This window comes from Rhodococcus sp. NPDC056506, assembly GCF_042794945.1.
In the GTDB taxonomy this organism is placed as follows: Bacteria; Actinomycetota; Actinomycetes; order Mycobacteriales; family Mycobacteriaceae; genus Rhodococcus_F.
In genome coordinates this window covers 38053-63660 of sequence record NZ_JBHTSW010000017.1, presented here as the reverse complement: position 1 = coordinate 63660, position 25608 = coordinate 38053, and the positions used below count along the sequence as shown (strand labels likewise).

The 25608-nt window shown below is 63.5% G+C and carries 23 protein-coding genes; 19 read left to right on the top strand and 4 right to left on the bottom strand.

All coding sequences use genetic code 11. The features are described 5' to 3' along the window. Nucleotides 1–73 precede the first annotated feature (73 nt). From ACFQ6H_RS15900 to murC, 7 genes are read left to right on the top strand one after another with little or no spacing between them, the layout of a single operon-like run. Nucleotides 74–1705, top strand: coding sequence for a UDP-N-acetylmuramoyl-L-alanyl-D-glutamate--2,6-diaminopimelate ligase (locus ACFQ6H_RS15900; RefSeq protein ID WP_378647151.1), 1632 nt, complete (start codon nt 74–76; stop codon nt 1703–1705). Next, nucleotides 1705–3291, top strand: coding sequence for a UDP-N-acetylmuramoyl-tripeptide--D-alanyl-D-alanine ligase (murF, locus tag ACFQ6H_RS15895; protein ID WP_378647149.1), 1587 nt, complete (start codon nt 1705–1707; stop codon nt 3289–3291). Before ACFQ6H_RS15900 ends, murF begins: the two co-directional genes overlap by 1 nt. Beyond that, the gene (gene mraY / locus ACFQ6H_RS15890; protein ID WP_003941699.1) at nt 3288–4370 is read left to right on the top strand and encodes a phospho-N-acetylmuramoyl-pentapeptide-transferase; all 1083 of its coding nucleotides are present in this window, start codon (nt 3288–3290) and stop codon (nt 4368–4370) included. Before murF ends, mraY begins: the two co-directional genes overlap by 4 nt. 5 nt (nt 4371–4375) lie before the next feature. After that, nucleotides 4376–5899 carry a UDP-N-acetylmuramoyl-L-alanine--D-glutamate ligase gene (gene murD, locus ACFQ6H_RS15885; RefSeq protein WP_378647147.1) on the top strand — a complete coding sequence of 508 codons (1524 nt, stop codon included), beginning with the start codon at nt 4376–4378 and terminating at the stop codon, nt 5897–5899. Further along, the gene (gene ftsW, locus ACFQ6H_RS15880) at nt 5896–7374 is read left to right on the top strand and encodes a putative lipid II flippase FtsW (protein ID WP_378647145.1); all 1479 of its coding nucleotides are present in this window, start codon (nt 5896–5898) and stop codon (nt 7372–7374) included. The genes murD and ftsW overlap by 4 nt, the downstream gene beginning before the upstream one ends. Then, complete coding sequence (murG, locus tag ACFQ6H_RS15875) at nt 7371–8540, top strand: undecaprenyldiphospho-muramoylpentapeptide beta-N-acetylglucosaminyltransferase (RefSeq protein WP_378448028.1); 1170 nt, start codon at nt 7371–7373, stop codon at nt 8538–8540. The genes ftsW and murG overlap by 4 nt, the downstream gene beginning before the upstream one ends. Next, entirely contained in the window at nt 8537–10045 is a 1509-nt protein-coding gene (murC, locus tag ACFQ6H_RS15870; RefSeq protein WP_378448029.1) for a UDP-N-acetylmuramate--L-alanine ligase, read from the top strand. The genes murG and murC overlap by 4 nt, the downstream gene beginning before the upstream one ends. Nucleotides 10046–10082: 37 nt before the next feature. Here murC and ACFQ6H_RS15865 read toward each other — a convergent pair whose 3' ends face one another. Continuing rightward, complete coding sequence (locus ACFQ6H_RS15865) at nt 10083–10211, bottom strand: hypothetical protein (RefSeq protein ID WP_378647143.1); 129 nt, start codon at nt 10209–10211, stop codon at nt 10083–10085. Here ACFQ6H_RS15865 and ACFQ6H_RS15860 point away from each other — a divergent pair. The 12 genes from ACFQ6H_RS15860 (at nt 10210) to ACFQ6H_RS15805 (ending at nt 22268) form a co-directional block, all read left to right on the top strand. Next, nucleotides 10210–10848 carry a cell division protein FtsQ/DivIB gene (locus ACFQ6H_RS15860; RefSeq protein WP_378538904.1) on the top strand — a complete coding sequence of 213 codons (639 nt, stop codon included), beginning with the start codon at nt 10210–10212 and terminating at the stop codon, nt 10846–10848. The genes ACFQ6H_RS15865 and ACFQ6H_RS15860 overlap by 2 nt on opposite strands. A gap of 240 nt (nt 10849–11088) precedes the next feature. Beyond that, nucleotides 11089–12276, top strand: a complete 1188-nt coding sequence (gene ftsZ / locus ACFQ6H_RS15855; RefSeq protein ID WP_230813510.1) for a cell division protein FtsZ — start codon at nt 11089–11091, stop codon at nt 12274–12276. Nucleotides 12277–12384: 108 nt separating this feature from the next. Next, on the top strand, nt 12385–13152 hold the full coding sequence (gene pgeF / locus ACFQ6H_RS15850) for a peptidoglycan editing factor PgeF (RefSeq protein WP_378647141.1): 768 nt from the start codon (nt 12385–12387) through the stop codon (nt 13150–13152). Nucleotides 13153–13159: 7 nt separating this feature from the next. After that, nucleotides 13160–13909 (top strand): YggS family pyridoxal phosphate-dependent enzyme, encoded by a 750-nt coding sequence (locus ACFQ6H_RS15845; protein ID WP_378647139.1) that lies wholly within the window; start codon nt 13160–13162, stop codon nt 13907–13909. An 85-nt stretch (nt 13910–13994) separates the two neighbouring features. Further along, complete coding sequence (locus ACFQ6H_RS15840; RefSeq protein WP_003941752.1) at nt 13995–14645, top strand: cell division protein SepF; 651 nt, start codon at nt 13995–13997, stop codon at nt 14643–14645. 189 nt (nt 14646–14834) lie between these two features. Further along, entirely contained in the window at nt 14835–15113 is a 279-nt protein-coding gene (locus ACFQ6H_RS15835) for a YggT family protein (protein WP_003941780.1), read from the top strand. A gap of 126 nt (nt 15114–15239) precedes the next feature. After that, on the top strand, nt 15240–16067 hold the full coding sequence (locus ACFQ6H_RS15830; protein ID WP_003941722.1) for a DivIVA domain-containing protein: 828 nt from the start codon (nt 15240–15242) through the stop codon (nt 16065–16067). Nucleotides 16068–16116: 49 nt separating this feature from the next. Then, a complete protein-coding gene (locus ACFQ6H_RS15825) occupies nt 16117–16425 on the top strand; it encodes a hypothetical protein (RefSeq protein ID WP_378647137.1) in 309 nt (102 codons plus the stop codon). A gap of 301 nt (nt 16426–16726) precedes the next feature. After that, nucleotides 16727–19840 (top strand): isoleucine--tRNA ligase, encoded by a 3114-nt coding sequence (ileS, locus tag ACFQ6H_RS15820; protein WP_378647135.1) that lies wholly within the window; start codon nt 16727–16729, stop codon nt 19838–19840. A 68-nt stretch (nt 19841–19908) separates the two neighbouring features. Next, complete coding sequence (locus ACFQ6H_RS15815; RefSeq protein ID WP_378647133.1) at nt 19909–20247, top strand: TfoX/Sxy family protein; 339 nt, start codon at nt 19909–19911, stop codon at nt 20245–20247. A gap of 36 nt (nt 20248–20283) precedes the next feature. Beyond that, nucleotides 20284–21648, top strand: a complete 1365-nt coding sequence (locus tag ACFQ6H_RS15810; RefSeq protein ID WP_378538808.1) for a DNA polymerase IV — start codon at nt 20284–20286, stop codon at nt 21646–21648. A 131-nt stretch (nt 21649–21779) separates the two neighbouring features. Beyond that, nucleotides 21780–22268 (top strand): hypothetical protein, encoded by a 489-nt coding sequence (locus ACFQ6H_RS15805; protein WP_007733181.1) that lies wholly within the window; start codon nt 21780–21782, stop codon nt 22266–22268. A gap of 84 nt (nt 22269–22352) precedes the next feature. On the opposite strand, the gene ACFQ6H_RS15800 is transcribed toward ACFQ6H_RS15805, so the two are convergent. From ACFQ6H_RS15800 to ACFQ6H_RS15790, 3 genes are all read right to left on the bottom strand, one after another. Beyond that, nucleotides 22353–23744, bottom strand: a complete 1392-nt coding sequence (locus tag ACFQ6H_RS15800; protein ID WP_378547163.1) for a glutamate decarboxylase — start codon at nt 23742–23744, stop codon at nt 22353–22355. A 143-nt stretch (nt 23745–23887) separates the two neighbouring features. After that, entirely contained in the window at nt 23888–24655 is a 768-nt protein-coding gene (locus tag ACFQ6H_RS15795) for a sensor domain-containing protein (RefSeq protein WP_378647131.1), read from the bottom strand. After that, complete coding sequence (locus ACFQ6H_RS15790) at nt 24652–25578, bottom strand: hypothetical protein (protein WP_378647129.1); 927 nt, start codon at nt 25576–25578, stop codon at nt 24652–24654. Before ACFQ6H_RS15790 ends, ACFQ6H_RS15795 begins: the two co-directional genes overlap by 4 nt. Nucleotides 25579–25608: the final 30 nt, after the last annotated feature.

Sequence of the window (25608 nt, the reverse complement as noted above, 5' to 3'; positions counted from 1 at the left end):
TGCGATCGCCATAGAACAACGACAGACCAACGACCGCCGTAGACCAACGACAATTCCCAGGAGTCGAGTGACAGTGCCGAATCGTTTGCAATCGTCGAACTCGGACGGCGCTCCCGGGACGCGTCCGACACAACCGGTTGCTACCGCGGTCACGGCGCTGTCCGAACTGTCCGGGGCTCGCCTCGAATGGGTCGGACAACCGGGATCACAGTCACCGGAGGTGGTCGTCAAGGGCGTCGACCTGCGTGCGCAGGGAATCGTGACCGATGACCTCTTCGCTGCTCTGCCCGGTGCCAGGACGCACGGCGCTCAGTTCGCCGTCGACGCTCTGGGGCGCGGTGCGACCGCGATCTTGACCGACGAGGCCGGCCTGGAATTGATCGAGGCCGCTGACAAGGCACCCGACCGTCCCGTTCCCGTTCTGGTTCATCCGAATCCGCGGGATGTGCTCGGCGAGATCTCAGCGGAAATCTACGGCCGACCTTCAGAGAAGATGCAGGTCGTCGGCATCACCGGCACGTCCGGCAAGACCACGACGTCGTACCTGCTCGAAGCAGCGATTGCCGGAGCCGGCCGCAAGCCCGGCCTGGTGGGCACCATCGAGACTCGCATCGACGGCCGCCGGGTCCCCAGCGCGCTGACCACGCCGGAAGCTCCACAACTGCATGCTCTGTTCGCCGTGATGGCGGAGCAGGGGATCGACACCGTCGTCATGGAGGTGTCCAGTCACGCGCTCGCTCTCGGACGCGTCGACGGCATCCGCTTCGACATCGGCGCTTTCACCAATCTTTCGCAGGACCACCTCGATTTCCATCGGGACTTCGAGGAGTACTTCCAGGCCAAGGCTCGGTTGTTCGATCCCGAGTCGACGGTGCGAGCCGAGCATGCCGTCGTCTGCGTCGACGACGTATGGGGTCGACGGATGGCCGAGTTGGCCGCGACCGACGAGAGCGATGCAGTGACCACGGTCTCGACCTCGACGGCCGAGGCCGAATGGAAGGTCGGTGCAGTCGAGGTTGCCGAGGACGGCTCACAGACTTTCGAGTTGGTCGGGCCCGACGGACAATCATGGCCGGTCTCGCTTCGCCTCCCCGGGCGATACAACGTGGCCAACGCTGCGCTGGCGCTGACCGTCAGTTTTGCTGCCGGCCTCGACCCGGACGCCGCTGTTCGAGCGCTCGGCACTGTGGATGTCCCCGGACGAGTTCAGCGGATTGACCGTGGACAGAGCTTTCTCGCGGTGGTCGACTACGCGCACAAGCCGGCAGCGCTCGAAGCGGTGATCGCTACGCTGCGCAACCAGGTTCCCGGCCGAGTTGCCGTGGTGGTCGGTGCGGGCGGGGATCGCGACGCCGGCAAACGGACTCTCATGGGCGAAGCGGGTGCGCGAGGTGCAGACCTGCTGATCGTCACCGACGACAACCCCCGTACCGAGGATCCGGCGAAGATTCGTGCTTCGGTGATGCAAGGCGCCATGGACGTGCCCGAATCCGAACGCGGCGAGGTTCGTGAACTGGGGGACCGGGCGACCGCGATCGAGCAAGCGGTCCGGTGGGCACAGCCAGGAGATGTCGTCCTGGTGGCAGGCAAAGGCCACGAGGTAGGTCAAGAAATCGACGGGGTCAAACACCCGTTCGACGACCGCGAGGTGTTGGGCGAAATGATCGGCCGATTCGCGATCAACACAGCACATGGAGGCAAGTAATGATCCCGATGACGCTCTCTCGGATCGCCGAGATCGTCGGAGGAACCCTGCACGACGTCGACGATTCGTCGACGCAGGTGACTGGAACCGTCGAATTCGATTCGCGCAAGGTCGGTCCAGGTGGGCTTTTCCTCGCACTACCCGGCGCACGTGTCGACGGCCATGATCACGCGGAAGCTGCGGTGGCGGCAGGCGCCGTCGCGGTACTCGCGGCGCGGCCGGTTGGAGTGCCGGCGATCGTCGTTCCTTCGGTGCCGAACGACGGTCCCAGTGCGGTGATGCTGCTCGAACACGACACCGACGGATCCGGGGCCGCAGTCCTGCACGCCCTCGGTCTTGTGGCCCGAGCAGTCGTCGACGAACTGGCAACTGACGGAACAGCAACTGATGGTGGGCTGACGCTGGTCGGTGTCACCGGTTCTGCGGGCAAGACCTCGACCAAGGACCTGATTGCAGCGCTGTTGCGTGAGCGCGGTGAGGTGGTTGCGCCGCCCGGATCGTTCAACAACGAACTGGGTTTGCCGTGGACGGTCCTCCGCGCGGACGCGAAGACTCGTTTCCTGGTCCTCGAGATGTCGGCACGCGGGGTCGGCCACGTCGGCGAGCTGACCGAGATTGCGCCGCCGAAGATCGGCGTCGTTCTCAACGTCGGTACCGCTCACCTCGGTGAATTCGGTTCGCGTGAAGCGATCGCTGTCGCCAAAGGTGAACTGGTGGAAGCACTCCCGTCGGCAGCTGACGGTGGAGTCGCGGTCCTCAATGCCGACGACCGCATGGTCGCCGCAATGGCGAGCCGGACCAAAGCCCGGATCGTATTCGTCGGCCAGTCGGAAGACTGCGACGTTCGGGCGACCGACGTGGTCGTCGACGATCAGGCCCGGGCTTCCTTCACGCTGAACTGTTCGCAGGGTTCGGCACGTATTCGCCTGGCCGTCCACGGCGAACATCACGTGAGCAATGCTCTTGCCGCTGCGGCTGTCGCGCTCGAGAACGGCCTCGCGGTTGAAGACATCGCGCGTGTCCTCGAGGGCACGAAGGCAGCGTCCGCGAGGCGAATGGAAGTTACCGAGCGCGCCGACGGCGTCACCGTTGTCAACGACAGTTACAACGCCAATCCCGATTCCATGCGCGCCGCCCTCAAAGCGTTGGTGTCCATGGCACGATCGGATCGGCACTTCGGGCGTCGTAGCTGGGCTGTGCTCGGTGAGATGGGTGAACTCGGGCCGGAGTCGGTGGTCGAGCACGACGCGATCGGTCGCCTTGCCGTCAGGCTCGACGTCAGCAAGTTGATCGTCGTCGGAACGGGCCGCACCTCACGTGCGATGCATCAAGGAGCGGTGATGGAGGGGTCGTGGGGTGACGAGTCCGTCGTCGTGCCCGACGCAGCTGCGGCAATTGCCATCCTCGAAGCAGAACTCGAACCCGGCGATCTCGTACTGGTGAAGGCGTCCAAGTCGGTTGAACTGTGGACGGTCGCCGAAGCGATTCTGGCCGCAACGCCCGGCGGCGACGGCGAGAACACCGGTAGCGAGAACATCACTGGTGACGAGAACACTGACGGCGAGAACAGCGGGGATTCGCAGTGATCCAGATTCTTCTCGCCGCAGGCATCGCGCTCGCGGTCTCCATCATGCTCACGCCGATCCTGATCAAGGCGTTCTCGAAACAAGGTTTCGGGCAGGAGATCCGAACCGAAGGTCCGGCCAGTCACCAGGCCAAGCGCGGCACCCCCACCATGGGCGGCGTCGCGATCCTGACCGGAATCTGGGCCGGCTATCTCGGCTCGCACCTCATCGGTCTCGGCATGGACAACGCGGAGGGGCCATCGGCGTCCGGGCTCCTCGTTCTGGGTCTGACCACCGCTCTCGGCGGAGTCGGTTTCCTCGACGACTTCATCAAGATCCGCAAGCAGCGCAATCTCGGACTGAACAAGACAGCGAAGCTGGTCGGACAGTTCGTCGCAGCAATTGCCTTCGGTATCTTGGCCCTTCAGTTCCGCGGTGACGACGGGCTGACTCCGGGCAGTGTTCATCTGTCGTACGTTCGTGACATCGCCACCGTCTCTCTCGGTTCCGTGGTCTTCATCGCGTTCTGCTACCTACTGGTCAGTGCCTGGTCCAATGCCGTCAACCTGACCGACGGCCTGGACGGTCTGGCCGCAGGAGCGATGAGTTTCGTTCTCGGTGCCTACGTCATCATCACGTTCTGGCAGTTCCGCTACTCGTGTGAGACCAACCCCGGCAAGGGCTGCTACGACGTCCGCGATCCACTCGATCTTGCGGTGCTCTGCGCGGCCGGCGCCGGCGCGTGCATCGGCTTCCTGTGGTGGAACGCCGCACCCGCCAAGATCTTCATGGGCGACACCGGTTCTCTTGCCCTCGGCGGCATGCTCGCCGGGTTGTCGATCACCACCAGCACGGAACTGCTGATGGTTGTCATCGGCGCACTGTTCGTCGCGGAGGCCGCGTCGGTGGTGATCCAGGTAGCGGTGTTCCGGTCCAGCCGACGGCGGGTGTTCCGAATGGCACCGTTCCATCACCACTTCGAACTGGCCGGGTGGGCTGAAACCACGGTGATCATCAGATTCTGGTTGCTGGCGGCTATCGCGTCGGCAATCGGATTGGCACTCTTCTACAGCGAATACCTCGCAGCGCTCGGAGGCTGAAAACCATGACCAGCTCAGCGGATTCCGAGAACGATCTGTCCTGGCTCCGCGGTACGCGAGTGCTGGTCGCCGGTGGGCGGGTATCCGGTCAAGCCACCATCGAGCCTCTTGTCGCACTCGGCGCTGTCGTGACGGTTGCCGATTCGACCCTGGACTTCGCGGAGCGCTGCGCCGAACTCGGCGCGGACATGGTGACCACCACCTCGATCGAGGATGCCCCGGATTCGATCACCGACTACGGGCTCGTTGTCACCAGTCCCGGCTTTCGTCCGGATGCACCGATCCTGGCAGCCGCCGCCGGTCACGGGATTCCCATCTGGGGAGACGTCGAGTTCTCCTGGCGCGTCGACCACAGCGGGCACTTCGGCGCGCCGCGCAAGTGGCTCGTCGTGACGGGGACCAACGGCAAGACCACGACGACGTCGATGCTCGCCTCGATTCTCGACGCCGCCGGAGTTGTCGGCCGAGCCTGCGGGAACATCGGACTGCCGATTCTCGACGCGCTCGCCGAGACGTCGCCGCGCGTGGAGTACCTCGCTGTCGAACTGTCCTCGTTCCAACTGCACTGGGCGCCTTCGGTACGTCCGGATGCCGGCGTGGTCCTCAACGTCGCCGAGGATCACCTCGACTGGCACGGCGGAATGAGTGCGTACGCCGAGGCCAAGTCGCGGGCATTGAGCGGAAAGGTCGCGGTGGTCGGCCTCGATGACGCAATCGCGTCCGAGTTGGGAACTCGCGCCACTGCAGACAAAGTCGCCGGGTTCAGATTGGGTGAACCAGGCGAAGGAGAACTGGGTGTCGACGGGGGATACCTCGTCGACAATGCGTTCGGCGATCACGTCCGCTTGGCCGAAGCGGCGTCCATAGATCCGGCCGGTCCGGCGGGCGTCATGGACGCGCTGGCCGCTGCCGCCTTGGCACGGGCACTCGGATTCGACGCAGGCGTCGTCGAGCGCGGACTGGCCGCACACAAGGTCGGCCCACACCGCGGGGCGCTGGTCGGCCGTGTCGGGTCCGTTGTGTACATCGACGATTCCAAGGCCACCAATCCGCACGCGGCCAGACCGTCGATACTCGCGCACGATCGCGTCGTCTGGGTTGCAGGCGGTCTACTCAAGGGAGCAAGCGTCGACCAGTTGGTGAGCGAAGTCGGCCCGAGACTCTCCGGCGCTGTCCTTCTCGGCCGTGACGCTGGTGTGATCGAGGACGCGCTCGCGCGACACGCGCCCGATGTTCCCGTGGTGCACGTGATGTCGGGGGACGATGCAGTGGTGAGCGAAAACAGCAGCAACTCGACTCTCACCATCCGGCTGCCGTCGGGTGCCGACGCGGATGCCGTCATGGCTGCAGTGGTAGTCGAAGCTGCCGAATTGGCCTCCCCAGGTGACGCCGTCGTACTCGCGCCGGCCGCCGCGTCCTTGGACATGTTTGTCAGTTACGGGCATCGCGGTGACAGCTTCGCCGCCGCAGTAGCCGAGCTGCCCGATCCGTATACAGATTCGCCTGGCGAAGCCGGGAACCTGCGATGACCAAGGGTCCCAAGACCCGAATCGGTGCCTGGTTGGCGCGGCCGTTGGCGTCGTTCCACCTGGTGGTGACGATTGCCACGATGTTGACTGTCTTGGGGCTCGTGATGGTTCTGTCGGCGTCGAGCGTCGAGCAGTACGTGTCCGGCGGCTCGGCATATTCGTTGTTCACCCAGCAGTTGATCTTCGCGATTCTCGGGGCGGTGCTCTTCTACGTCGCGCTGCGGATTCCGGCGAGAGTGCTCCGGCAGTATTCGTTTCCGCTGTTCGTCGTCGTGCTGATCATGCTGGTACTCGTCCTGATTCCGGGAATCGGCACCGAAGCGCAGGGCGCGCGTCGCTGGTTCAACGTCGGCGGATTCTCGGTGCAGCCCTCGGAAATCATGAAGGTCGCACTGGCGATCTGGGGCGCCCATCTGTTGGCCTCGAGGCGAGCGGACGACCGATCCGTGAAGTCGATCCTGATTCCGCTCGTACCCGCCGCGATGCTGGTCTTCGCGCTGGTCGTCGCGCAACCGAACCTCAGTACGACCATCGCATTGGGAATCATCGTCGGGGCCTTGCTGTGGTTCGGTGGGCTGCCACTGAAGCTCTTCGGCTCGATCGCTGTGACGGGCGTTGTCGTGGCAGGCGTGCTGGCCATGACGGCCGGTTATCGTTCCGATCGAGTTCAGGCCTTCTTCAACAAGAGCGATGACCTGCAGGGCAACAACTACCAGGCCAAGCAGGCTCTGTATTCCCTCGCCGACGGAGGCTTGCTCGGACGCGGACTCGGGCAGAGCGTCGCCAAATGGAACTACCTACCCAACGCTCACAACGACTTCATCTTCGCGATCATCGGCGAAGAGCTGGGATTTGTCGGCTGTGCGGTCGTGATCGGGTTGTTCGCCGTATTCGTCTACACGGGATTGCGCATCGCAGCCCGCAGCATCGATCCGTTCTGGCGGCTCCTCTCGGCCACCGCAACTACCTGGATCGTCGGCCAGGCAATGATCAACATCGGCTACGTCATCGGACTGCTGCCGGTGACCGGACTCCAGTTGCCCTTGGTCTCCGCCGGTGGTTCGTCCTTGGCGATCACACTGTTCATGTTCGGTGTCATCGCCAATGCTGCTCGCCACGAGCCCGAAGCGGTTGCCGCTCTGAATTCCGGGCAGGACGGCAAGATCTCGAAGTTGCTCAGACTCCCCAAGCCGGTGCTGTACCACCCACCGTCAGGGGGTCGGCCGATCCGTCGACCGAAGCCCACGCGGCAGATCGAACCGGCTCGCGGACGCGACGGCCGGCGTGCGATCGAGACGGGTGATCGACGCAAGCGGGCAGATCAAGGCGCTCGTACTACCGCGGATTCCACCCGCGGTGCGGCCGCTGGGTCACGGAAGCGCACCGCGGGAGGGCAGAATGGTCAGCGTCGGCAGGCGCCGACACGTAGGGCACAAGATCCACGAGAAGTTCGAGAGCGAGGAATTCGTAGGTGAGCGGCAACAAATCGGCTCTGTCGGTAGTGGTGGCAGGGGGAGGCACGGCTGGTCACATCGAACCCGCTCTTGCGGTCGCGGACGCGGTCAAGGCCGCTGCGCCCGACACCAGGATCACGGCACTCGGAACTGCGCGTGGTCTCGAAACCACCTTGGTGCCTGCCCGCGGCTACACGCTCGAGCTCATTCCGCCGGTTCCGCTTCCTCGTAAGCCCACGATGGATCTCGTCAAACTGCCGACACGCATCCTCGCGTCGGTGCGCAAGACCCGCGAGGTACTCGATTCCGTCGACGCCGACGTGATCGTCGGCTTCGGTGGCTACGTCGCGCTTCCGGCGTACCTTGCCGCCCGTGGTGGTGTTCTTCGGCGCCGACGCAAGATTCCGATCGTCATCCACGAAGCGAACGCCAGTGCCGGAATCGCGAACAAGATCGGTGCTCGCCTGGCGACGCGCGTGCTTGCCGCCGTTCCGGGGTCGGGTGTGAAGAACCGGGGCGATCAGGACGCCGAGATCGTCGGCATTCCGGTCCGGGCGTCGATCGCCAATTTCGATCGAGCGGGACTTCGTTCGCAAGCGCGCGAGTACTTCGGACTGCCACAGGACGGTCCCGTTCTACTTGTCTTCGGCGGATCGCAGGGCGCGAAGTCGCTCAACGACGCGGTCTCCGGCGCTGCCCAGGAACTCGCGAAAGCGGGGATCTCGGTGTTGCACGCACACGGACCCAAGAACTCCCTCGAGGTCACGCAGTACTCGGAGACGGCACCGTACGTGGCTGTTCCTTATCTTTCGCGGATGGACCTCGCGTATGCGGCAGCCGACGCGACCATCTGTCGTTCTGGTGCGATGACGGTCGCCGAGGTCTCGGCGGTCGGGCTTCCGGCCGTTTACGTTCCGCTGCCGCACGGCAACGGTGAGCAGGAGCTCAACGCGAAACCCGTTGTCGCAGCAGGCGGCGCGATCATCGTCTCCGACAACGACCTCACGCCGACGTTTGTCGCCGGTACCGTCGTCCCGATGCTGAGTGACAGCGCGCGCCTCGACAAGATGAGCAGTGGCGCTGCCAACGTCGGACACCGTACGGCGGCAACCGAGATCGCACGGATCGTGCTCGACATCGCGGCAAAGGAAAACGCCGTCCAGGAAAACGCAAGGGGAAACCGATGACCGCGCTGCCCGCCCACCTCGAGCGAGTACACATGGTCGGAATCGGCGGTGCCGGCATGTCCGGCATCGCGCGAATTCTGCTTTCCCGCGGAGGCCTCGTCTCGGGTTCGGACGCGAAGGAGAGCCGCGGAGTCCTGGCGCTTCGTGCACGCGGGGCACAGGTCCGGATCGGTCATGACGCCGATGCTCTCGACTTGCTGCCAGGCGGGCCGACCGTCGTCGTCACGACCCACGCAGCCATCCCGAAGGACAACCCGGAACTCGTCGAGGCCGCTCGCCGCGGAATCCCGGTGATCCTTCGGCCGGCCGTTCTTGCATCACTGATGCAGGGCAATCGCACCTTCCTGGTTTCGGGTACACACGGCAAGACGTCGACGACTTCGATGCTCGTGGTCGCCCTGCAGCACTGTGGTTTCGACCCCTCGTTTGCCGTTGGTGGCGAACTCAACGAAGCGGGAACGAATGCCCATCACGGCAGCGGTGACGTCTTTGTCGCCGAGGCGGACGAAAGTGACGGGTCGCTCCTGCAGTACGACCCCAACGTCATCGTCGTGACCAACATCGAGGCCGATCACCTCGACTACTTCGGCAGCGTCGAAGCGTATGTGCAGGTGTTCGACGATTTTGTCGACAAGCTACGCCCGGGCGGACTCCTGATTGTCTGCCTCGACGATCCGGGATCGGCGGATCTCGCGAAGCGAATCGTGGCCTCGGGTCGTTCGGACATCCGGGTGCTCGGTTACGGGTCCGCGGATGCGCAGGAAGTGGAGGCGGGCACTGCCTTCGAGCCTGTCGACGGTGTCGAGGTCGGAGTCCGACTACTGGGCTTCCACGCCCACGACGTCGGGGGAGTCCTGCAATTCCACCTGGCGGGGGAGAGCGCTGCGCGAACCGTGCGGATGGCAGTGCCGGGTCGGCACATGGCGCTCAACGCGCTGGCCGCCCTGCTGGCCGCCCGTGACGCCGGCGCCGAGACGGAGGAAATCGTCGAAGGGCTCGCCGGATTCGGTGGCGTCCACCGCCGGTTCCAGTTCACCGGGCGCGAGCGTGGTGTTCGGGTGTTCGACGACTACGCCCACCATCCGACCGAAGTTCGCGCGGTCCTCGGCGCGGCCGCGGATCTGGTTCGACCGGAAGATGATTCGTCGTCGACCAATTCGGCAGCCGGACGCGTAATCGTGGTATTCCAACCTCACCTCTATTCGCGCACAGCCGCGTTTGCCGAGGAGTTCGCGCAGGCACTGGACTTGGCCGACGAGGTCGTCGTTCTCGACGTCTACGGCGCTCGCGAAGAGCCGATGCCGGGCGTCAGCGGTGCGCTGGTCGCTCAATCGGTCACCAAACCTGTTCACTATCAACCTGATCTGTCCCAGGCGCCGAAGCAGGTCGCGGCGTTGGCTCACCCGGGCGACATCGTCATCACGATGGGTGCCGGTGATGTGACCATGCTCGGCAAACAGATCCTCGATGCTTTGCGTTCGGCGCCGCATCCCGCGCCGCGATGACACCCGACGCACGAAGTCGGCGGGGGCGTCGAGATCCTCAAGCCAGACGAGCCACCAGCACGCGTCGGCGCAGCACTCGCACCGAATCGCGATACTCGACGCGGTCGACGGAGCCGGCTCCCGAACCCACACCGACTCGTAAGTGGTTCAAGCGACCGCTGATCATGGCACCGCTGGCAATCGTGCTGGTGGTGGGAATTGCGCTGACGGCCTGGTTGTCTCCGGTGCTCTCGGTCCGGGGCACCGAAGTTCTCGGTGCTACGACCGTCAGTGAGGAACAGATCCTTTCACTGCTGGCCGTACCGACCGGTCAGCCGTTGATGCGGGTCGATACCGGCGCAGCCGCCGCACGTGTCGCGACGATTCCGAAGGTGGCCTCGGCCCGGGTGCAGCGGATGTATCCGTCGACCATCCGCGTCACGGTCACCGAGCGGGTACCGGTTGTCTTCGTCGACTCACCCGAGGGCGCACACCTGCTGGACGAGAAGGGCGTCGACTTCGAGATGGGCGTCCCACCGCCTGGGGTTCCGCGTCTGGTGACACCGACACCCGGGTGGAACGACGAGCCCACGCTCGCAGCTCTCGAGGTGTTGTCGGTGTTGCCGCCGGATCTGAGGTTTCAGGTGGGAGAGGTTGCCGCTCGGTCGATTTCGAGTGTCTCGCTGACCCTGCTCGACGGTCGCGTCGTAAACTGGGGCGGTGTCGAGCACTCGGATCGTAAGGCTGCCGTGACGCTTCCGCTGTTGACCCAGCCGGGGCAGACGTACGACGTGTCCAGTCCCGATCTTCCGACGGTGCGATAGCGCGCGGTGCGCTCGTGCGTCAGTGCGTGGCAAATACTTCGGTGTGTCTCGGCGCGCCTAATGGCGGAACGCGACGACGGTGCATAGCGTTTCGTTTCAGATCGAATACTTGACATAACTCTAACCCTGTGGTTGAGGTTTAGAGTTTATCTCGAACAACAGCAGCAGCAAACACAGCAGCAGTAAAAAGACAGCAGCACTGACAAGCAGCGTGAAACACGACACGGAAGGCGAGAGCCGATGACGCCCCCGCACAACTACCTCGCCGTAATCAAGGTCGTCGGCATCGGCGGCGGCGGCGTGAACGCAGTCAACCGCATGATCGAACAAGGACTCAAGGGAGTCGAGTTCATCGCGGTCAACACGGACGCGCAAGCCCTTCTGATGAGTGACGCCGACGTCAAGCTCGACGTCGGTCGTGAATTGACCCGTGGCCTCGGCGCCGGTGCTGATCCTGAAGTGGGTCGCAAGGCAGCCGAAGATCACAAGGACGAGATCGAAGAGGTCATCAAGGGCGCCGACATGGTGTTCGTGACCGCAGGCGAGGGTGGTGGCACCGGAACCGGTGGTGCCCCTGTCGTGGCAAGCATCGCCCGGAAGCTGGGCGCACTCACCGTCGGTGTCGTGACACGACCGTTCTCCTTCGAGGGCAAGCGTCGTGGGGGACAGGCGGACACCGGAATTCAGGCGCTCCGCGAGTCCTGCGACACGCTGATCGTCATTCCCAACGATCGCCTGCTTCAGTTGGGTGATGCCGCAGTCAGCCTGATGGACGCGTTCCGCAGCGCCGACGAGGTACTCCTCAACGGCGTCCAGGGCATCACCGACCTCATCACCACCCCGGGTCTGATCAACGTCGACTTCGCGGACGTCAAGGGTGTCATGTCCGGCGCCGGCAGTGCGTTGATGGGCATCGGTTCCTCACGTGGTGAGGGGCGCGCGATCAAGGCGGCGGAATCCGCGATCAATTCGCCTCTCCTCGAAGCATCGATGGAAGGCGCCCGCGGCGTTCTGCTCTCGATCGCCGGTGGCAGCGATCTCGGCCTCTTCGAGATCAACGAGGCGGCGTCGCTGGTGCAGGAAGCTGCCCACATCGACGCCAACATCATCTTCGGAACGGTCATCGACGATTCGCTCGGTGACGAGGTTCGTGTGACGGTCATCGCTGCGGGATTCGACGGTGGAGCTCCGGCTCGTCGTCCCGTGGAGTCGACCGCGCAGGGACGTGGAGCGATCGGCGCCGGGCGTGCAGGTGAGGTCGGCCGGTCACCTGTTGCCGCCGAACCTGCTGGCGAGCAGCCGATTTCCGCAGCGCGCGAGACCATCGGTTCGGGCAGCTTGCCTCCGATCGGTGGCCCACGCCACGCACCGGTCCAGGAAGACGAGGGCGACGACGACGTCGATGTGCCCGTCTTCATGCGTCGCTGACGTAGGGCTACAAACAGTTTCGAGAACAGGGTGCCCGGAATTTCTGGGTACCCTGTTCTTGACTGGATGTCCGGTCACGTCTGAGCCGGACGACAACTTTCGACGTTTGTGAGCACACTTATCTTGAGTACCGAAAAGTCGACCACCCGCACCCGCATTCGCCGCGTCGTGACCAGCCGAGCCGGTGGTGTTTCCGCGTCGCCGTTCGAGTCGTTCAATCTCGGCGATCACGTCGGAGACGATCCGGCAGCCGTCGATGCGAATCGCCGTCGTCTGGCACGCGAAATAGGCGTCGAGCCTGACCATCTCGTGTGGATGGAACAAATCCATTCGCGCAACGTCACTGTCGTGACGGAACCGACCGACGAGGTCGTTCCGGTGACGGATGCTCTCGTCACCACCGTTCCCGGCCTGGCGCTCGCCACTCTCAGCGCAGACTGTGTTCCTGTACTTCTTTCCGACGAGGAGGCCGGTGTCATCGCGGCCGTTCATGCCGGACGGATCGGTGCCCGCATCGGTATCGTCCCGCGCGTCCTCGCGGAGATGGTGCGACAGGGCGCGGACGTCTCGCGTATCGGCGCCTTCCTCGGTCCGGCGGCGAGCGGACGCCAGTACGAGGTTCCCGCCGCGATGCGTGCCGACGTGGAAAAGCACTTGCCGGGCAGCGCAACTCGCACCGAGAAGGGCACCCCGGGACTCGATCTGCGTGCGGGATTGCGTAAGCAGTTGCTCGCCGCGGGTGTGTCCGGTGTCGCCGAGGACCCGCGATGCACGATCGAGGACCGCGCGCTGTTCAGTCATCGCCGAGAATCACTGACCGGACGTCAAGCTGCAGTGATCTGGATGGAAGCGCCCGCAGCGCAGGAAAACGTCTAGGCACAAAATGCGACAGACGGAAATGCGGCTGACAGAAATATCGACGGCACTCGACTCGGTGAGGGCGAGACTGGCCGCCGCGTGCCTTGCTGCCGGTCGCGAAGTTTCCGACGTCGCACTGCTGCCAGTTACCAAGTTCTTTCCGGCGTCCGACGCCCGAATCCTGTACGAACTTGGCTGCCGTGAATTCGGTGAGTCTCGTGAGCAGGAAGCAGTGGAGAAGGTCGCGGATTTCGACGGCGCTGCTCGCAGCGGTGCGATCGACGATCCGGTTCGCTGGCACATGATCGGGCAGTTGCAGCGCAACAAAGCTCGGTCGGTAGCGAAGTGGGCCTACGCAATTCACTCGGTTGACAGTGCGCGGTTGGCTGATGCACTCGATCGGGCGGCGCTCGGCGCTTTGTCCGACGGCGAGCGCAAGGCGCCGCTGCGGGTGCTCATCCAGGTAAGTCTCGACGGAGACCCTGCGCGTGGCGGAGTTCCGACGGGGGAGTTAACCCCTCTTGCCGAGCGGATCGAATCAGCCGAAGGTCTCGAATTCGCGGGACTGATGGCCGTCCCGCCACTTGGATCAAATCCGGACGAGCAGTTCGAAATCCTCCGCAGGGCACATCTTTTGATTCTCGAATCGCATCCACGGGCAACCGAACTCTCCGCCGGTATGACCGGCGATCTGGAGGCTGCAGTGCGCCACGGTTCCACGTGCGTGCGTGTCGGAACCGCACTGCTCGGCTCACGACCAGTAATCTCGAGGTGATCGCTCAGGTGATCGCCCAACCCGTCCACACCGCTGCGACCGGTCGCAGTCGGATTGATTCCGCCGCGCCAAGGAAGGTCGATCAATGAGCAACCTGCATAAGTTCAAGGCTTACTTCGGCATGGTTCCCCTCGATGACTACGAGGACGAATACGTGGAGGAGCCCGATCAGGCTCGCCGCGCACCCCGTCGTAGTCACGACGGCTATGCCGAGCGCGACGACCGCGAGTTCGTCGAACCTGCCTTCTCGAAGGCGAGCTACGCGCCCAGTCGTCGTGACGAAGAGGACGCGGAGTTCGATCGTTACGATTCCCGGCCCCGCGTCGACACCGTTCCCAGTCGCAGTAGCCGCCCGGCGATGGCGCCGCGTCCGGCCAGCCGCGGCAACCTTGCGGTCGACGCGCGCGCCGAGCGACCCGAAGCGCGACGTGCGCCGGTTGTCGACGACGGCGGCCCGCTCGCCAAGATCACGACACTGCGTCCGCAGAGCTACGCAGAGGCCCGCACCATCGGAGAGCGTTTCCGCGACGGCACGCCCGTCATCATGGATCTGGTCGACATGAGCAACGCCGACGCGAAGCGTCTGGTCGATTTCGCGGCCGGCCTGGCGTTCGCATTGCGTGGTTCTTTCGACAAGGTAGCCACCAAAGTGTTTCTTCTCTCACCGGCTGACATCGACGTTTCCGCTGAGGAACGTCGTCGGATCGCCGAGACGGGTTTCTACAGCCAGAAATGATGGTCTCGACCGCAGTCCGGCCCCTGAGCAGGGGTGACGTGAGCACATTCGAACGGCGGCCCGTCTCGGCGGGCGCCGCATTCGGACCCATCGCCGGCCGTTACAAGACGGACTCGATGCGGACCGGTTCCGGAATTGCTGCGGTGTGTCTGTTTTGGACACAACGCAGAAGTCAGGCAGAGTGAGGGTGTGGACGCGCTTCTCTCTGTGATCTATCTGGTGCTGGTTGTCTTCTGGCTGTTGCTGATCGGCAGAGTGATCGTCGAGTTCGTTCGTTCGTTTGCCAGAGATTGGCGACCGACCGGATTGGTCGCAGTCATTCTCGAAACCATTTTTACGATCACCGATCCTCCGGTGAAACTGCTCCGCAGGTTGATCCCCCCGATCAACCTCGGTGGAGTTCGCTTGGATCTATCCATCATGGTCTTGCTTTTCATCGTCATCATCCTGATGTCGGTTGTTCGCTGAGCGCAGTCCGAGTGTGTGGTGTGCCAGAATGGAACCCATAACTCATATGGTGGTTCGCCACTACGTAGACTGTGTTGCAACTGAATGCTTGCTAGACCGCCAAATGACGCGTGAAGGGATCCTTCCATGCCGCAACTGACTCCAGCTGACGTGCACAACGTTGCGTTCAGCAAGCCGCCTATCGGCAAGCGTGGCTACAACGAGGACGAGGTCGACGCATTCCTCGACCTCGTCGAACAGGCGCTGTCGCAGCTCATCGAAGAGAATGCGGACCTGCGCCAGCGCGTAGGTGAGCTGGATCAGGAGCTCGCGGCTGCCAAGAAGTCGCCGGCACCTGCTCAGCAGGCAGCACCCGTCGCAGCGCAGCCCAAGCCAGAGCCCGCTCGGGTCGTCGAACCGCCCAAGCCTGCACCCGTTGCAGCTCCGGTTCCCGCCGCCGCTGCCGTCGCAGCGCCGCAGAGTGGCGACACCCACATGCAGGCCGCAAAGGTCCTCGGACTGGCTCAGGAGATGGCGGATCGCCTCACCAACGATGCCAAGACCGAGTCCGAGCAGCTGCTCGGCAGTGCTCGCACCAACTCCGAGCAGCTCATGAGCGAAGCTCGCAGCAAGGCCGACGGCATGATCGCGGATGCGCGCAACAAGTCGGAGGCAATGCTCACCGACGCTCAGACTCGCTCCGAGACCCAGCTTCGCCAGGCTCAGGAGAAGGCAGACGCTCTCAAGGCGGACGCCGAGAAGAAGCACACCGAAATCATGGCGACCATCAACCAGCAGCGTTCGGTCCTCGAGGGCCGTATCGAGCAGCTCAAGACGTTCGAACGTGAGTACCGGGTGCGCCTGAAGTCCTACCTGGAATCGCAGCTCGAAGAGCTCGAACAGCGTGGCTCGGCCGTTCCGGTCGACGGTGGACAGGATTCCTACAGTCCGTCTTTCGCCAAGGGAAACAGCTGACCGAGAGCGCCCCGTCGGCTCAGCTATCGGACCGGACAAAGGTTGATACGTGCTGGTCGTGACGTTGGTTCTCGCGGGAGTTGGCTTCGCGCTTCTGATCGTTGCCCTGACCACAGGGTCGCTGATCTGGGCGTGGGCATGTATCGCGATTTGTGTAGCAGGTGCCGTCCTCCTGCTGGTCAGTGCGCTGACCAGCAGGAAGGCGGTTCCTTCGTTGGATGACCCGGTATCGGGTAGCGGGATGTCGTCGCCTTACGGCCGAGCCGAGAGTTCCTCGGATTCCTCTACCGGTGATGCAGCCACTGCCAACGATGACAATCCGGGCAATCATGGCGAATCGTCGGGCGGCAAGTCCTAGGCCCTACGGCAAGTTCTAGGCAGTACCGACACGTCCCAGGGCAAGTATTAGACTGTCGATCACGAATACCTGGCTTTGATCCGGCAATCACCGGGGAGCTTTCGGAAGAACGGTTCTCTACGCTTTCACGCGTGCCGAGAACCCAGTAGAACCGAACGGGTGAGCCCGTCACAGCTCGATCGAGTGGCACCTCGAGATCCAAGCGCGGATCTGCGGGGTGCAAACGGGGTGGTACCGCGGTGTCGGCGCACAAGCGCCACGTCGTCCCCGTGCCGAGTCCGACTGGCACGAGGAGATCGCCATGGCGAGTAACGGGTATCCCAAAGTCGACTACGGTGTCCCCGCCGACACCGGAGTCAAGTTCCCCGATCTGGAACAGAAGGTCCTGAAACAGTGGGACGACGACGACACCTTCCGGGCATCGGTCTCCAATCGGGATGGTAGCGAAGAGTTCGTTTTCTACGACGGACCGCCATTCGCCAACGGTTTGCCGCATTACGGCCACCTGCTGACGGGGTACGTCAAGGATCTGGTGCCGCGCTTCCAGACCATGCGTGGACGCAAGGTCGAACGACGCTTCGGCTGGGATTGCCACGGCCTTCCCGCAGAACTCGAAGCGGAGAAGCAGCTCGGAATCAAGGACAAAGCCGAGATCGAAGTCATGGGTCTGGCCAAGTTCAACGAGTACTGCAAGGCCTCGGTGCTCAAGTACACCGACGAGTGGCGCGACTACGTCACCCGCCAGGCACGTTGGGTCGACTTCGACAACGACTACAAGACCCTCGACGTCGACTTCATGGAGTCCGTCATGTGGGCCTTCAAGGAGCTGCACGACAAGGGCCTGATCTATCAGGGCTTCCGCGTGCTGCCCTACAGCTGGTATGAGCAGACTCCGCTGTCCAACCAGGAGACTCGCCTCGACGACGCGTACAAGATGCGTCAGGATCCCGCCGTCACGGTCGACATGCCGCTGGTCGCTCCGGGTTCACCACTCGACGGCGCAAACGCGATCATCTGGACCACGACCCCGTGGACGCTGCCGTCCAACTTGGCCACTGCGGTGCACCCCGAGGTCGACTACGTCCAGGTGCTCGGCGAGGACGGAAAGCGGTACGTACTCGCAGAAGCGCGGTTGGGTCATTACGCACGCGAGCTGGGGGAGGACCCCGAGGTCGTTTCCCGCCACAAGGGCGCCGAGCTGGTCGGCCTGTCCTACACGCCGCCGTTCGACTTCTTCCTCGGACACCCGAACGCGCACGTCGTGCTCTCGGCCGACTACGTGACAACCGACTCCGGAACCGGAATCGTCCACCTCGCACCGGCTTTCGGTGAAGAGGATATGGACGTGGCCACAGCCAACGGTATCGAGGTCGTGCAGCCACTCGATCCGGGTGGAAAGTTCACCTCGATGGTTCCGCCGTACGAGGGCCTGATGGTGTTCGACGCCAACCCGGTCATCATCAAGGATCTCAAGGCTGCCGGAAAGCTGCTGCGACACGAGACGATCGAGCACTCCTACCCGCACAGTTGGCGCAGTGGGCAGCCGCTCATCTACATGGCGGTTCCTTCGTGGTTCGTCGCGGTCACCAAGTTCCGCGATCGCATGGTCGAGCTGAACAAGGACATCACGTGGGTGCCCGAGCACATCCGTGACGGCCAGTTCGGCAAGTGGCTCGAAGGTGCACGCGACTGGAACATCAGCCGAAACCGATACTGGGGCAGCCCGATCCCGGTGTGGGTGTCGGACGATCCGCAGTACCCGCGCACGGACGTGTACGGCTCGCTCGACCAGTTGGAGGCAGACTTCGGTGTGCGTCCGACCGATCTGCATCGCCCGATGATCGACGATCTGGTCCGCCCGAACCCGGACGACCCGACCGGGAAGTCGATGATGCGCCGCGTTCCCGAGGTGCTCGACTGCTGGTTCGAATCCGGTTCGATGCCGTATGCGCAGGTGCACTACCCATTCGAGAACCGTGAATGGTTCGAGGGTCATTTCCCGGGCGATTTCATCGTCGAGTACAACGGGCAGACTCGCGGCTGGTTCTACACGCTGCACGTACTGGCCACCGCACTCTTCGATCGTCCGGCGTTCAAAACCGTTGCCGCACACGGAATCGTGCTCGGTGACGACGGACTGAAGATGAGCAAGTCCAAGGGCAACTACCCGGACGTGAAGGAGGTGTTCAACCGCGACGGCAGCGATGCGATGCGATGGTTCCTGATGTCCTCGCCGATCCTGCGCGGTGGAAACCTCATCGTGACCGAGCAGGGCATCCGTGAAGGCGTACGTCAGGCTTTGCTCCCGCTGTGGAACGCCTGGAGCTTCCTGCAGCTGTACGCGCCGGAATCCGGTGTGTGGCGTACCGATTCGGAGAACATCCTCGATCAGTACATCCTCGCGAAGCTCGCCACCACCCGCGACGTGATCACCGAGGCACTCGAGGTCAACGACATCGCCGGCGCGTGCGACGAGCTTCGGTTGTTCTGTGACGCGCTCACCAACTGGTATGTGCGACGGTCTCGTTCGCGGTTCTGGGACGAGGATCGCGACGCGATCGACACCCTGCACACCGTGCTCGAAGTCGTGACGCGACTCGCTGCGCCGCTGTTGCCGCTGGTGTCCGAGGTGATCTGGCGCGGACTGACCGGGGAACGCTCGGTTCACCTGGCTGATTGGCCGGAGGAGTCGGAGCTACCCGCGAACCCCGAGTTGGTAGCGGCGATGGACGACGTACGGACCGTGTGCTCGACGGTGCTGAGCCTGCGCAAGGCGCAGAATCTGCGTGTTCGTCTTCCGTTGCCCGAGGTCACGGTTGCGGCGCCCGACGCCGAGCGTCTGCGTCCGTTCCTCGGACTGATCGCCGACGAGGTCAACGTCAAGAAGGTCGATCTGACCGATGACGTCGACGTGCACGGGCGCTTCGAAATCGCGGTGAATGCGCGTGCTGCCGGCCCGCGTCTGGGCAAGTCCGTTCAGACCGTCATCAAGGCGGTCAAGGCGGGCGACTGGACCGAGAACGCGGACGGCGTCGTGGTTGCGGCCGGCATCGAACTGCTGCCAGAGGAGTACACGCAGAAACTGGTTGCGGCCGAGCCGGATTCGACAGCTGCACTGCCGGACGGTGCGGGACTCGTCGTACTCGATTCCGTCGTGACGGAGGAACTCGAAGCCGAGGGTTGGGCGAAGGACCGTATCCGTCAACTGCAGGACGCACGCCGCGCCGCCGGTTTGGATGTCTCGGACCGGATCAGCGTGGTGCTCGAGGTTCCGCAGGACTGCAAGGAGTGGGCCGAGCGTCATCGGGAATTGATCGCCGGTGAGGTTCTGGCCACCTCGTTCTCGGTGGGCGAAGCGGGAGATGACGCCGTCGATCTCGGCGACGGTATCCGCGCTGCGATCACGAAGGTCTAGTACCGACGCAACTACTCCGGCTCCCCGATGAATATCTACATGTCGGGGTGCCGGAGTAGTTTGCTCTCATGGGTACGAGCAAGGAAACCGTGGCGCGCATTCTCGAGCAGTTGGAACCGCTCGACGTGCGGGCAAGGGCGATGTTCGGCGAGTACGGATTGTATTGCGACGACAAGATCGTGGGCTTGATCTGCGCAGACGTACTGTTCGTCAAACCCACCGAGGTCAGCGCTGAGTTCGGATCAGAGAGCGATCTGGCTCCGCCGTATCCGGGGGCGAAGGATTACTACCGGGTCCCGGAGGAAAAGCTGCAGGACATCGATCATCTGCACGCCTTCATCCAACGGACAGCCGACGTATTACCCCTGCCGAAGAAGAAGACGCCCAAGAAAAAGGCACGGACTTAAATTCGGCGCCCACTTCTGAGAGAACCGTAACTCCCGATGAATCAAGATGACCCCACACGAAGTCGCAGGTGGGTGCTGCATCTCGACATGGACGCGTTTTTCGCCTCCGCCGAGCAGTTGACCCGTCCCACGCTGCGAGGTCGCCCGGTGCTGGTCGGCGGCTTGGGCGGGCGCGGGGTGGTGGCTGGGGCAAGTTACGAAGCGAGAGTTTTCGGTGCGCGATCGGCAATGCCGATGCACCAAGCGCGCCGCATGGTCGGCGGCGGAGCGGTGGTATTGCCGCCACGGATGTCCCTGTATTCGGTTCTGAGCAAACGCACGTTCGACGCGTTGCGCCTTCGAATGCCGATCCTCGAGCAGTTGTCGGTGGACGAGGCTTTCGGGGAACCGGTGGAGTTGGCCGGTGTCGGAGCTGACGAGGTCCGCGCGTTTTGCGAGGATTTGCGGGAGTTGATCAAAGCCGAGACCGGGTTGGTCGCCTCGATCGGCGCCGGCGCAGGCAAGCAGGTGGCCAAGATTGCGTCGGGACTGGCAAAACCCGACGGCGTCGCAGTGATTCCTCCCGGGATGCAGCACGAGTTGCTCGATCCGCTTCCGGTGCGAAAGCTGTGGGGGATCGGTCCCGTCGCCGAGGAAAAACTCAAGCGTCTCGGCATCGAAACCATCGGTGGGTTTGCCCGCACACCCATAGCGGAGGTGGCGTCGATACTCGGAACCACTGTCGGTCCGGGGTTGCATCGGCTTGCGCAGGGGATCGACGACCGGCCGGTCGCCGAGCGTGCCGAATCCAAGCAGATCAGCGCGGAATCCACGTTCGCCGCCGACATCGTCACGATGGCGCAACTGCGCGCGGCCGTCGAAAGTAGTGGTCGTGCAGCATTTTCCAGGTTGGAGAAGGACGGAAGAGCCGCCCGTACCGTCGTACTGAAGCTCAAGAAGTCCGACATGAGCATCCTGACTCGATCCGTGACGTTGCCGTTTGCCACCATCGATCGCCAAATCCTTGTCGCCACCGCGCAGAAACAGGTCATCGACCCGCAGGAGTTGGGGCCGATTCGCTTGGTCGGTGTGGGATTCGCCGGTTTGTCCACGGTTCGCCAAGGATCACTTTTTCCCGAGTTGGATCAGGACGTTCCCGGCTATCCGGTCGAGACTCTCACCGGCGCTCTCGATGAGGCCGAACTCGACGCTCCGGTGGCCGCACGTGTCCCTCAGCGCTACTGGCACCCCGGTTTGGACGTCAAGCATCCAGAATACGGACACGGTTGGGTGCAAGGCGCGGGGCACGGTGTGGTGACGGTTCGCTTCGAAACCCGTTCCAGCGGAACGGGAATCGCCAAGACCTTCGCCGAATCCGATGAGGTGCTCGAGGTGGCAGATGCGGTCGACAGCCTTCTCTGAGGATGTCCTTAGACTTTTTCCGCTTACCGTTGGGTAATGTTGTCGACGATCCTCGAGCAAGCACGTTGTTCGACTGACGCTCGAATGTGAACACCCGAATGGATAGGACTGAGAAGTTGAAGCTTCAGAAGATGACCGTTGCAGCCGTGGCGATCGCAGCAGCCCTGACGATGACCGCTTGTGGCTCGGACGGAGGAGATTCCGACAAGACCACTTCGGCGAAGCCCACGACCACCACCTCTGCGGCAGCTCCGTCTGAAGTTGTCCTTCCGACATCTGCTGAGCTCAACGGCAAGGTCGCTCAGGCACTCGACGAGAGCGTTCCGGCCGCAGACAAGGTCAACCTCGTCCAGGGCGCCGAGCAGGATCCCGAGCTGATCAACCAGGTCGCCGCTGCCGCCAAGGCTGCCGGCGCACAGGTCGAGATCCTCGACCCGGTCACCGACACAGGCAGCGAGACGGCAGCCGCTTCGCTGAACATCGTTGTCAACGGCCAGCCGCTGCAGCAGGGCCTGCAGGCCTCGTTCGTCTACGAGGACGGCGTCTGGAAGCTCTCGAAGACCACCGCTTGCCAGATCGTCGGCGTTGCAGGTCTGACCTCGCCGGCTTGCGCTGCTTGATCTCTCGGTAGCACCTGAAACACCAGAGCGGCCGTCGACTTCCGAAAGGGAGTCGACGGCCGCTCGTTTGTGCGATGAGCGACGTCAGTGATGGAATCCCTCGGTGACGCGCGGCCGCGGCATCGGGCTGTCCAACTCGTCGAGGAACGCGGTTTCCTCCTCGATGATGCGCAGCAGATTGGCCGCCAGGTCCATGCTCAGCCCGTTACGAACCACGATGCGCTGCACTGTCAGATCCGCGAGATCATCGGGCATGGGATAGGCCGGCACCAACCAGCCCTTGCCGCGGAGTCGGTCCGACAGGTCGTACAGCGTCCAGTTGGACGTGTGCCCCTCGGCGAGGCGCCACGCGAAGACCGGGATGTCGGACCCGTCGTTCCACAGCTCGAAGGCGTCGAGTTTCCCGATCCCTTCGGCGAGGAACTTCGCCACGTCTTGCGAGGACTGCTGGATCGCGCGATAGCCGTCGTGACCGAGACGCAGGAACAAGTAGAACTGCAGGATCACCTGAGCGCCGGGGCGCGAGAAGTTCAGTGCGAAGGTCGGCATGCTGCCGCCGAGGTAGCTCACTTTGAAGACGAGGTCGTCGGGAAGTAGATCCTGTGATCGCCAGACCACCCATCCGAGGCCTGGGTAGACGAGTCCGTACTTGTGCGCCGAGGTGTTGATGGAATGCACGCGCGGTAGTCGGAAATCCCATTCGAGTTCGGGCTGCAGGAACGGTGCGATCATCGCACCGGAAGCGCCGTCGACGTGGATGGGGACGTCGAGGCCGGTTTTCTCCTGGATGGCGTCGAGCGCCTTCGAGATTTCCAGGACAGGCTCGTACATACCGGTGTAGGTGACACCCATGATCGCGACGACACCGATGGTGTTCTCGTCGACGTACTTGTCCAGATCATGACCGTCGAGGGTCCGATGTTCTTCGCTGATGGGTACGTAGCGCGCTTCGACGTCCCAGTAGTTGCAGAACTTCTCCCAACACACCTGTACGGCGGAACTCATGATCAGATTGGGTTTCTCCGTGGACTTACCCGCGGCCTTTCGCGCGTGCTGCCAGCGTCGTTTCATCGCGAGGCCACCCAGCATGCAGGCTTCGGACGAACCGATCGTCGAAGTGCCGATTGCGTCCTTGGGAGAGGGTGAGTGCCAGAGATCGGCAAGGATGCGCCAGCAATAGGTTTCGATCGCGGCGGTTTGCGGATACTCGTCCTTGTCGATCATGTTCTTGTCGAACGACTCGGTATACAGCTTGGTTGCGTGGTCGTCCATCCACGTGCTGACAAACGTCGCGAGATTGAGTCGCGCGTTGCCGTCGAGCATCGTTTCGTCGTGGACGATCTGATAGGCGGTCTCGGGAAGCATGCCGTCGGGTTCGAGTGTGTATTTCGACGCAACCGAATCCTCGCCTGGCCTCGAGAAGATCGGATTGACGGCTACGTAATCGGTGTGATCTGACCTTCTGGGTTCCGGCATGAACTCTGGCTCCTCACATCAGTGTGTCGCGTTGGTCTGTTTCGTACCTACTCTCACCGTTCAGTGTGGACGGGCAGTTGTCAAAGGGTCTGTGGTCCCGAATCATTCGCGAGTCGCCCGGACCGGGCAGGGGCCGCTCGCTGCTACGGCGTTTGCGCGCGCAGTCGATCCACAGCAGCCGAGGCCATCGACTGCAGAACGTCGGGTGGGATCGGACTCGGCGCCGTCGCGGACACCTGTGTCAACGTCGTCCCCACGGCTGCGACTATCGCATCGGCCACCAAGGTGAATCCGCCACTCTCCGTGATGATTCGGTAGGCGAAAGATGCGTCACCGACATTCGGCGCCGACGATCCACCGGCGCGATAGGTGATTTTCGTTCCGTCGGCATCTGTTCCTGAATACTCTGTGCACCCGGCCAGAGTCGTCTGCAATTTCTCGAAAGCTGCTGCTGCCGCAGTGCCGTCGGCGTACGAGGCCGAGTCCTGATCGATGCTCGTGAAATCGGGGCCGGTGAACATGTCGGAGAGGTCGGCGACGGATCCGGTGGCCTGGGTGGCTATCGGCGCCAGAACCTGAGCGCACACCGCCGGATCGGTGCTCGACTTGTCCGCCTCCGAACTCTCCGACGCCGGTGCGAGGCCGAGGTCGTCGACCGGATCGGGAACTATGTCGAAGTCCGCGGGTAGTTCGGAGAGGGTGAGCGCTGCGCGTTGCAGGCCGTCACGGTCGAGGGGTGCCCCGCTCACTGGTGCGGCCGGAGCAACCGTGAACGGCGCCAAGCCGACCTGGGGTGCGGAAACCTGCGTAGTCGTATCGCTGCTCGGGGATTCGTCCGAGCTGCAGCCGGTCACGACGAACAGTGCCGCCGTCGCCGTCAGGCCCAGTGAGAGAAGCGATCGACTGTTCACGATTCCCACCGAATGCTGTTCGAGATGGTCTGCCGGATCACCGAGGAACTGTCCGGATCGCCGTATGCCTGGTCTCCGCCGACGGTCATCTGTCCGTCGATCGGCAAGGGGAGTGAGAGGTCGACGGTGAGGTTTCCGGCGCCGGCCATGACGTACTGATCGATGTTCAGCGTTCCGGCGTCACCGGCCAGGTTCCAGACCGGGCTCTGCGGGGTCTGCGATACGTCCACGGCGAGCGAGAGCCGATTGCCCTCGCGTGCGGTGAGCGTGACGGTGGTTGTCTGGTCGAGCAGGATTTCGCTGCTGACTTGCTGGCGAACCACCCAACGCGCGCCGACACCGACGGGAGCGTCGGGAAGTGCAACGGTCCGGTACACCGCTTGGCCGAGCGCCTGCTCGATCGCGGCGCGGGCGGCATTGGCCGAGTTTGCGGACGGCTTCAGCCGTAGGGCGGTGATGGCGCCCGAATCCGTGACGGACAACCCGGCCGCAGATCCGTCCGCTCCGCTCAGTGCTGCCTGCAATGTTGCATCCGGCGAGGTCATCGACGACAGCGTCAGGTCTACGACCGCCGTGGGATCGTCGGCTGTCACGTTTGCCGAGAGCGGAATCGTGATCTCCGGCGAAGAGAAATCCTGCGCCGGCTGTTGATCGATCTGTTGACTCACGACGGCCTGGGTGACGAGCGTCGCCGTCTGCGTGGTGCCGACAGGCAAGTTCGTACGCAATACCTCGCGCGGCTCGCTTCCCGCATCGAGTACTTCGACCGTCGCGGCGGTCACCGGAACAGTGACTTCACTCGGCGAGGAGGTCGGAGTGTTCGGGGGTTGATCCGAGTCGCCGCAAGCGGTGAGAACGGTGGTGAGAGCGAGGGCAGCGAGGGCGAACGGAACGCGTCGGCCGGTCGTGGACAGCAGTGGCACGCGCTCCAGGCTAGCCGCAGTTGCAGAGTG

Bases quoted from the DNA above. Each gene is read 5' to 3' on its own strand.
- murF (WP_378647149.1), top strand. From the start codon at position 1,705: ATGATCCCGATGACGCTCTCTCGGATCGCCGAGATCGTCGGAGGAACC.
- murD (WP_378647147.1), top strand. From the start codon at position 4,376: ATGACCAGCTCAGCGGATTCCGAGAACGATCTGTCCTGGCTCCGCGGT.
- ftsW (WP_378647145.1), top strand. From the start codon at position 5,896: ATGACCAAGGGTCCCAAGACCCGAATCGGTGCCTGGTTGGCGCGGCCG.
- murC (WP_378448029.1), top strand. From the start codon at position 8,537: ATGACCGCGCTGCCCGCCCACCTCGAGCGAGTACACATGGTCGGAATC.
- ACFQ6H_RS15860 (WP_378538904.1), top strand. From the start codon at position 10,210: ATGGCACCGCTGGCAATCGTGCTGGTGGTGGGAATTGCGCTGACGGCC.
- ACFQ6H_RS15865 (WP_378647143.1), bottom strand. From the start codon at position 10,211: ATGATCAGCGGTCGCTTGAACCACTTACGAGTCGGTGTGGGTTCGGGA.
- ftsZ (WP_230813510.1), top strand. From the start codon at position 11,089: ATGACGCCCCCGCACAACTACCTCGCCGTAATCAAGGTCGTCGGCATC.
- ACFQ6H_RS15845 (WP_378647139.1), top strand. From the start codon at position 13,160: ATGCGACAGACGGAAATGCGGCTGACAGAAATATCGACGGCACTCGAC.
- ACFQ6H_RS15840 (WP_003941752.1), top strand. From the start codon at position 13,995: ATGAGCAACCTGCATAAGTTCAAGGCTTACTTCGGCATGGTTCCCCTC.
- ACFQ6H_RS15830 (WP_003941722.1), top strand. From the start codon at position 15,240: ATGCCGCAACTGACTCCAGCTGACGTGCACAACGTTGCGTTCAGCAAG.
- ileS (WP_378647135.1), top strand. From the start codon at position 16,727: ATGGCGAGTAACGGGTATCCCAAAGTCGACTACGGTGTCCCCGCCGAC.
- ACFQ6H_RS15815 (WP_378647133.1), top strand. From the start codon at position 19,909: ATGGGTACGAGCAAGGAAACCGTGGCGCGCATTCTCGAGCAGTTGGAA.
- ACFQ6H_RS15810 (WP_378538808.1), top strand. From the start codon at position 20,284: ATGAATCAAGATGACCCCACACGAAGTCGCAGGTGGGTGCTGCATCTC.
- ACFQ6H_RS15805 (WP_007733181.1), top strand. From the start codon at position 21,780: ATGACCGTTGCAGCCGTGGCGATCGCAGCAGCCCTGACGATGACCGCT.
- ACFQ6H_RS15800 (WP_378547163.1), bottom strand. From the start codon at position 23,744: ATGCCGGAACCCAGAAGGTCAGATCACACCGATTACGTAGCCGTCAAT.